We start from the raw sequence: 5,927 nt of genomic DNA on the forward strand, positions 1-5,927 counted from the left end.
GCGAGTGCAGGGCGTCCCCCGGGTTCACATGGGGCTGGAGGAGGAGGCGGCTCCCCCGGTCCTAGGGCCTGGTGCGGCGGTGGGAACGCCGCACCGAACTCCCCGACGCGAAGATCACATACGCGGCGGGAAGCGACGTCGACGGCGACGACACCGGCGGCTTCCCCGAGGCGGTCGCGCGGGCCTCCGAGGCGGACGTCTGCGTGGCGGTCCTCGGCGACCGGGCGGGCCTTTTCGGCCGGGGCACGTCGGGCGAGGGCTGCGACGCGGAGGACCTCCGGCTGCCGGGAGTCCAGGCGGAGTTGCTGGACGCGCTGATCGCCACGGGTACGCCGGTGGTGGCGCTCCTGCTCACCGGCCGCCCGTACGCGCTGGGCCGCTGGCACGGGCGGCTGGCGGGCGTGGTGCAGGCGTTCTTCCCCGGCGAGGAGGGCGGCCCGGCGGTCGCGGGCGTCCTGTCCGGCCGTGTCTCCCCCTCCGGCCGCCTCCCGGTGAGCGTCCCGAACCGCCCCGGGGGCCAGCCGTGGACGTACCTCCAGCCGCCGCTCGGCCTGGTCGGCGCGGCGAGCAACCTCGACCCGACGCCGCTGTACCCCTTCGGACACGGCCGCTCGTACACGACGTTCGCGTGGACGGACTTCGAGGACGAGGGTGCGGGGGACGAGGGGCACGACGTGTCGGTGACGGTCCGCAACACGGGTGACCGGGCGGGGGCGGAGGTCGTCCAGCTGTACCTGCACGACCCGGTGGCCTCGGTGACCCGCCCCGACACCCGCCTGATCGCCTACCGGCGGCTGGAGCTGGCACCGGGCACCGCCTCGCGCGTGACGTTCCGCTTCCACCCGGACGTCTCGTCCTTCACGGACCGCACGGGCCGACGCGTGGTCGAACCGGGCGCCCTGGAACTCCGCTTGGGCGCGTCGAACACGGACATCCGCCACGCGGTGACGCTGACGCTGCCGGGCCCCGTCCGCGAGGTGGGCCCGGACCGCCGCCTGCACTGCGGGACGGAGGTCAGGGCCGTGGAGAGCTGAGCCTCAGTCCGCCTGGGCCGCCGCGTGCGCGACGAACGTGGCCCAGGCGGCGGGGCCGAGGCCGAGGTGGGGGCGGGTGGTGTCTTTGGAGTCGCGGATGTGGATGGTGGCGGGGGTGGGGGCTACTTCTATGCAGCTGTCGCCCTGGTCCGTGCTGTAGCTGGACTTGAACCAAGCGAGTTCGGCGGTAGTCATAGGGTTCCTCGCAGTCGCTCCAACAAGCTCACGGAGTCCTCCGGGGTGAGAGCCTGCGACCCAGTTTCGCATAGCGCTGGTTCAGGAGAGCCACCTCCTTCGCGTCAGCGATGAGCCGACCGTTCATGTGCCCTTCGGCGTAGGCGAGCCGCCGCCCGTCCGGTGTCTCCGCGAGCTGGAGGGGACCCGACAGGCTGGCGTGCTGCGTGCGCTTCAGCGGCATGATCTGAAGGCTCGTGTTGCGCAACCCCGCGCACTCCAACAAGTAGTCCAACAGGCAGCGCGTCACCTCCTGGCCTCCCAACTCCCGCAGGAGCACGCTCTCTTCGATAATGAAGCTGAACGAGGTGTTGGGGCGCTCCCGCAACAGTTGCTGTCGCTCCATCCTGACGGCCACCTGCATGTCCAACTCACCGTCGGTAACCGGCGGGACCGCGTTCTCGAAAACCGCCCGGACGTACGACTCCGGCTGCAACAAGCCCGGCACGAGCCTGCACTCGTACGTATCCAGCACGGCCGCCTCGCGCTCCAAGCGGGCCCACATCCGGAACCACGCCGCAACCCCCGGCTGCCGAGCCATATGCCGAAACGCCCCCCGCACCGCCCCCGTGTTGCCCGTGGCCTCCTCCGCCAGTTCCACGAACCTCTGATCCGCCAGCCGTCGCCCCAACTCGATCGAAGCCACCGAGTGCTTGGACAAATGCACCCGCGCCCCGAACTCCTCCCGGCTCAACCCCGCATGCTCCCGCAGCGCCTGGACGACCGCCCCGAACGCCCGCATGCTGTCCGACGACTCGGGCTCACCACCCGGCCCCTGCGCAGCCCACTCCACACTGTGCCCCATCAACCCAGAGTGACGACCCGCTCACCGTACTGTCCATCGAACAGCCGCGTACTCCCTCCTCAGTACACACCGCGCCCCCTCTTACCCGGCGTTCACGGCGAGGGGCTATAACGACCCGATGATGACGCTGGGCCCGACGAGCGGGAGTGCGATGGCCGTGGCGGGCCTGGCTGCTCATCGCCACCCGCGTGGCGCTGGAGCAGTTCAGGGCCCGTACGTCCGTCACGGAAGACGGCGTCACCGTACGCGGAGCGCTCCGCACCCGCGGCTGGGCCTGGTCCGAGATCTACGGCATCCGGGTCGAGGACAACAGGTGGGGCAGCCCTCGCTGGTCGGGCTACCTCTACGGGACCGACGGAACCCTGGTCCGCCTCCTGCACGTCGACGAGTACCAACTGACCGACCCGATCGCGGAGATCGCCGACCTGGGCGCCACGGCCGTGAGCCTCGGGCTGACCTCCATGGACACACGGCCTGACGTGGAACAACGCATCGCACGCGGGGCCCGGCGCCGCAAGGCGTGGCAGCGGGCGGCCATCGCGAGCGCGGTGGTCATGGCCGCCATGTTCGTCGTCGAAGCCTGGCTGCTCTTCACCGACCGGCCGACGCACCTGTACGCCCTGATCCTGGGCGTCCCGCTGGCCTGCCTACCCGTCCTCTTCTACGCCTTCGACCGCCTCGGCGAACGCCGTCACCGACGCGACCTCACGCCCCCAGCGACTCGAACCGCCACCGGTGCACCGCCCGACTGACCAACTCCTCGCCAGGCTCCGGCAGTTCGGGCAGCTCCGCGTCGTACTCCGCGTCCCACCACGTGATGACGAGCACCCGGTCCTGCGGCGCCCGGAACGTCTCGCGCCGCAGCGGCCGCAGGGGAAGCTCCTGGGCCCGCGCCCAGGCGAGGAGCTCGTCCCCCCGCCCGGCCACCGCCCGCGCCTCCCACATCAACGCGACCGTCACGAGTACAGGTTCTCCTTGCTGACCTCGTGAACGTGATCGTGTGCATGCCCGTGGTCGTACGCATGCCCGACCGCACTCCCCGGCACATGCGGATCCGTCACCGGCAACGAAGAGTCCGCCGACAGATCCCAGTCCGAAGCGGAGCGCCCCCGCGCGACCATCTCCGCGCCCAGCGCGGCCACCATCGCCCCGTTGTCCGTGCACAGCTTGGGCCGGGGCACCCGCAGTCGGATACCGGCCGCCTCGCAGCGTTCCTGGGCGAGTACCCGGAGGCGGGAGTTGGCGGCGACACCGCCGCCGATCATCAGGTGGTCGACTCCCTCGTCCCGGCAGGCCCGCACGGCCTTCCTGGTCAGCACGTCCACCACGGCCTCCTGGAAGGACGCGGCGACGTCCCGCACCGGAACGTCCTCCCCGGCCGCCCGCTTGGCCTCGATCCAGCGGGCCACGGCGGTCTTCAGCCCGGAGAAGGAGAAGTCGTAGGCGGGATCGCGGGGCCCGGTGAGACCGCGCGGGAAGGCGATGGCCGCAGGGTCCCCCTCCTTCGCGTACCGGTCGATGACCGGCCCGCCCGGGAACCCGAGGTTCAACACACGAGCGATCTTGTCGAAGGCCTCCCCCGCCGCGTCGTCGATGGTCGCACCCATCGGCCGGACGTCCGACGTGATGTCCGTCGACAGCAGCAGCGACGAGTGGCCGCCCGACACCAGCAGCGCCATCGTCGGCTCGGGCAGCGCCCCGTGCTCCAGCTGGTCGACGCAGATGTGGGAGGCGAGGTGGTTCACCCCGTAGAGCGGCTTGCCCAGCGCGTACGCGTACGCCTTCGCGGCCGAGACGCCGACCAGCAACGCGCCCGCGAGGCCCGGACCGGCGGTGACGGCGATCCCGTCCAGGTCCTTCGCGCTCACCCCCGCTTCCTTCAGCGCGCGGTCGATCGTCGGGACCATCGCCTCCAGGTGCGCCCGGGAGGCGACCTCGGGCACCACGCCGCCGAACCGGGCGTGCTCGTCGACGCTCGACGCGATCGCGTCGGCCAGCAGGGTCGTCCCGCGCACGACGCCGACGCCGGTCTCGTCGCAGGAGGTCTCGATCCCCAGGACCAGCGGTTCGTCAGCCATTGACCTTGCCATCCCTAGCCATTGATCTCGGTTCCTTGTACGGATGTGGAAGGGTCGTCGAGGCGCATGACCAGCGCGTCCACGTTCCCCGGCTGGTAGTAGCCGCGGCGGAAGCCGATCGCCTCGAAGCCGAAGCGTTCGTAGAGCTTCTGGGCGCGGACGTTGTCGACGCGGCATTCGAGCATCACCTGGGCGCACTCGAAGGCGGTCGCGGCCCGCAGCAGCTCGGTGAGGATCGTCGCGCCGAGGCCGGTGCCCCAGTGTTCCCGGGCGACGGCGATGGTCTGGACGTCGGCGGTGTCCCCGGCGGAGGCGAGCCCCCCGTAGCCGACGATCCGCCCTTCACCACCACCGTCCGCGCCCTCGTCCGGGGTCACCGCGACCACGTAGCGCCGGGTGGCGTTGGGGCCCCGCGCGTGGGCGAGGTCCGACCAGAACATGCCCCGGGACCAGGCGTCCTCGGGGAAGAGGTCCTTCTCCAGCTCCAGGACGGGCTCGATGTCCCACCAGCGCATCTCGCGCAGCACCGGGGTCGTCACTTGGGGGTGACCACCTTGTAGTTCTTGGGCACCTGGGCGTCGGGCCGACGCAGGTACAGCGGCCGGGGCGCCTCCAGTTCCTCGCCCTCGGCCAGCCGCTCCGCCGCCAGCGCCGCGAGCGCGGCGGCGGAGACGTGCTCGGGTGCGCGGGCGTCGGTGAAGGTGTCGGGGTACAGCAGCGCGCCGGCCCCGACGGCGGGAAGCCCGGCCACCGACTCGGCGATCTCGGCGGGCCGGTCGACGGCCGGCTCGGTCGCCCTCGTCCGCGCGTCCTCGTACCGCGCCCAGTACACCTCCTTGCGCCGGGCGTCGGTGGCGACCACGAACGGTCCCTCGACGGTCCCCTCGGCTCCGGCCGCGTACGCGAGCCCGTCGAGGGTGCACAGGCCGTGGACGGGGACCCCGAGGGCGAGGCCGAAGGTGTCGGCGGTCATGAGGCCGACGCGCAGCCCGGTGTACGGGCCGGGACCGATGCCCACGACGATGCCGGTGACGGCGTCGAGACGGGTGCCCGCCTCGGCGAGGACCCGGTCGACGGCGGGCAGCAGCAGTTCCCCGTGGCGTCGCGCGTCCACCTGACTCGACGAGGCGACGACGTCCGTCCCGTCGTGCAGCGCGACGGTGACGGCGGGGGTGGCGGTATCCAGAGCGAGCAAGAGCACGCAAACAGCCTACGGCGCTTCGGCCCGGGCCACGGCCGACCCGGTGCACGCTCCCCCTGCTGCTACCGTCACAGCACAGACGTACTTCAAGGGCGTACGTGGGTACGAGAGGTGGGCGCAGAAGGTGGCCAGTAGCAGCTCGGGATTCGTGGCCGGGCTCACGGCGGCGGCCATCGCCGCAGTCGGTTTCCTCACCTACCAGGCGTCGGCGAAAGCGCCGGACGACCTGGGGAAACCGTCCGCATCGGAGTCTCCGAAGGCCAAGCAGTCCAAGGCTCCCGGCAAGGGGAAGAAGGACACCGACGAGGTCCTCCCCGAGGACTCGGGCGCCGGCGAACGGGTCGTCTACTCCCTCGACGAGGACCGCGTCTGGCTGGTCGGCGCCAACGAGAAGGTCACCCGCACGTTCGAGGTCACGCCGAGCACGGTCGACCCCACCCCCGCCACGTACACGGTCTCGTCCCGCTCCGCCGCCGTCACCGGCTCCGACGGCACCCCGATCGAGCACGTCGTCCGCTTCGCCTCGGTGGACGGCATCTCGGTGGGCTTCAGCGCGGCGGTCGACGGCTCCACCC

7 protein-coding genes and 2 pseudogenes are annotated in these 5,927 nt (G+C 71.7%); 3 read left to right on the forward strand and 6 right to left on the reverse strand.

The window, feature by feature from the left end:
- Positions 1-89 precede the first annotated feature (89 nt).
- Positions 90-1,034, forward strand: a pseudogene (locus P1P70_RS38895) (glycoside hydrolase family 3 C-terminal domain-containing protein); the annotation flags it as partial.
- A 3-nt stretch (positions 1,035-1,037) separates the two neighbouring features.
- On the opposite strand, the gene P1P70_RS38900 reads toward P1P70_RS38895, so the two are convergent.
- A complete protein-coding gene (locus P1P70_RS38900; RefSeq protein WP_319246205.1) occupies positions 1,038-1,229 on the reverse strand; it encodes a DUF397 domain-containing protein in 192 nt (63 codons plus the stop codon).
- Positions 1,226-2,073 (reverse strand): annotated as a pseudogene (locus tag P1P70_RS38905) (helix-turn-helix domain-containing protein). Before P1P70_RS38905 ends, P1P70_RS38900 begins: the two are co-directional and overlap by 4 nt.
- A 146-nt stretch (positions 2,074-2,219) precedes the next feature.
- Between P1P70_RS38905 and P1P70_RS38910 the strand changes: the two are divergent.
- The gene (locus P1P70_RS38910) at positions 2,220-2,825 is read left to right on the forward strand and encodes a PH domain-containing protein (RefSeq protein WP_319246207.1); all 606 of its coding nucleotides are present in this window, start codon (positions 2,220-2,222) and stop codon (positions 2,823-2,825) included.
- Here P1P70_RS38910 and P1P70_RS38915 read toward each other — a convergent pair.
- From P1P70_RS38915 to tsaB, 4 genes are read right to left on the reverse strand one after another with little or no spacing between them, the layout of a single operon-like run.
- Complete coding sequence (locus P1P70_RS38915; RefSeq protein ID WP_319246209.1) at positions 2,779-3,033, reverse strand: hypothetical protein; 255 nt, start codon at positions 3,031-3,033, stop codon at positions 2,779-2,781. The two genes, P1P70_RS38910 and P1P70_RS38915, sit on opposite strands and share 47 nt — an antisense overlap.
- Positions 3,030-4,151 carry a tRNA (adenosine(37)-N6)-threonylcarbamoyltransferase complex transferase subunit TsaD gene (gene tsaD, locus P1P70_RS38920; RefSeq protein ID WP_413471650.1) on the reverse strand — a complete coding sequence of 374 codons (1,122 nt, stop codon included), beginning with the start codon at positions 4,149-4,151 and terminating at the stop codon, positions 3,030-3,032. The genes P1P70_RS38915 and tsaD overlap by 4 nt, the downstream gene beginning before the upstream one ends.
- Before the next feature lie 14 nt (positions 4,152-4,165).
- The gene (gene rimI, locus P1P70_RS38925; protein ID WP_319246213.1) at positions 4,166-4,690 is read right to left on the reverse strand and encodes a ribosomal protein S18-alanine N-acetyltransferase; all 525 of its coding nucleotides are present in this window, start codon (positions 4,688-4,690) and stop codon (positions 4,166-4,168) included.
- Positions 4,687-5,352, reverse strand: a complete 666-nt coding sequence (gene tsaB, locus P1P70_RS38930) for a tRNA (adenosine(37)-N6)-threonylcarbamoyltransferase complex dimerization subunit type 1 TsaB (RefSeq protein WP_319246215.1) — start codon at positions 5,350-5,352, stop codon at positions 4,687-4,689. The genes rimI and tsaB overlap by 4 nt, the downstream gene beginning before the upstream one ends.
- Positions 5,353-5,476: 124 nt before the next feature.
- Here tsaB and P1P70_RS38935 point away from each other — a divergent pair.
- Positions 5,477-5,927, forward strand: a 451-nt coding sequence (locus P1P70_RS38935) for a hypothetical protein (RefSeq protein ID WP_319246217.1), incomplete at its 3' end; no start/stop codon positions are given.

This window comes from Streptomyces sp. MB09-02B (assembly GCF_033794485.1).
Taxonomy (GTDB): Bacteria; Actinomycetota; Actinomycetes; order Streptomycetales; family Streptomycetaceae; genus Streptomyces.

Excerpts from the sequence above, each read along its gene's own strand:
- P1P70_RS38900 (WP_319246205.1), bottom strand. The coding sequence starts at position 1,229 with ATGACTACCGCCGAACTCGCTTGGTTCAAGTCCAGCTACAGCACGGAC.
- tsaD (WP_413471650.1), bottom strand. The coding sequence starts at position 4,151 with ATGGCTGACGAACCGCTGGTCCTGGGGATCGAGACCTCCTGCGACGAG.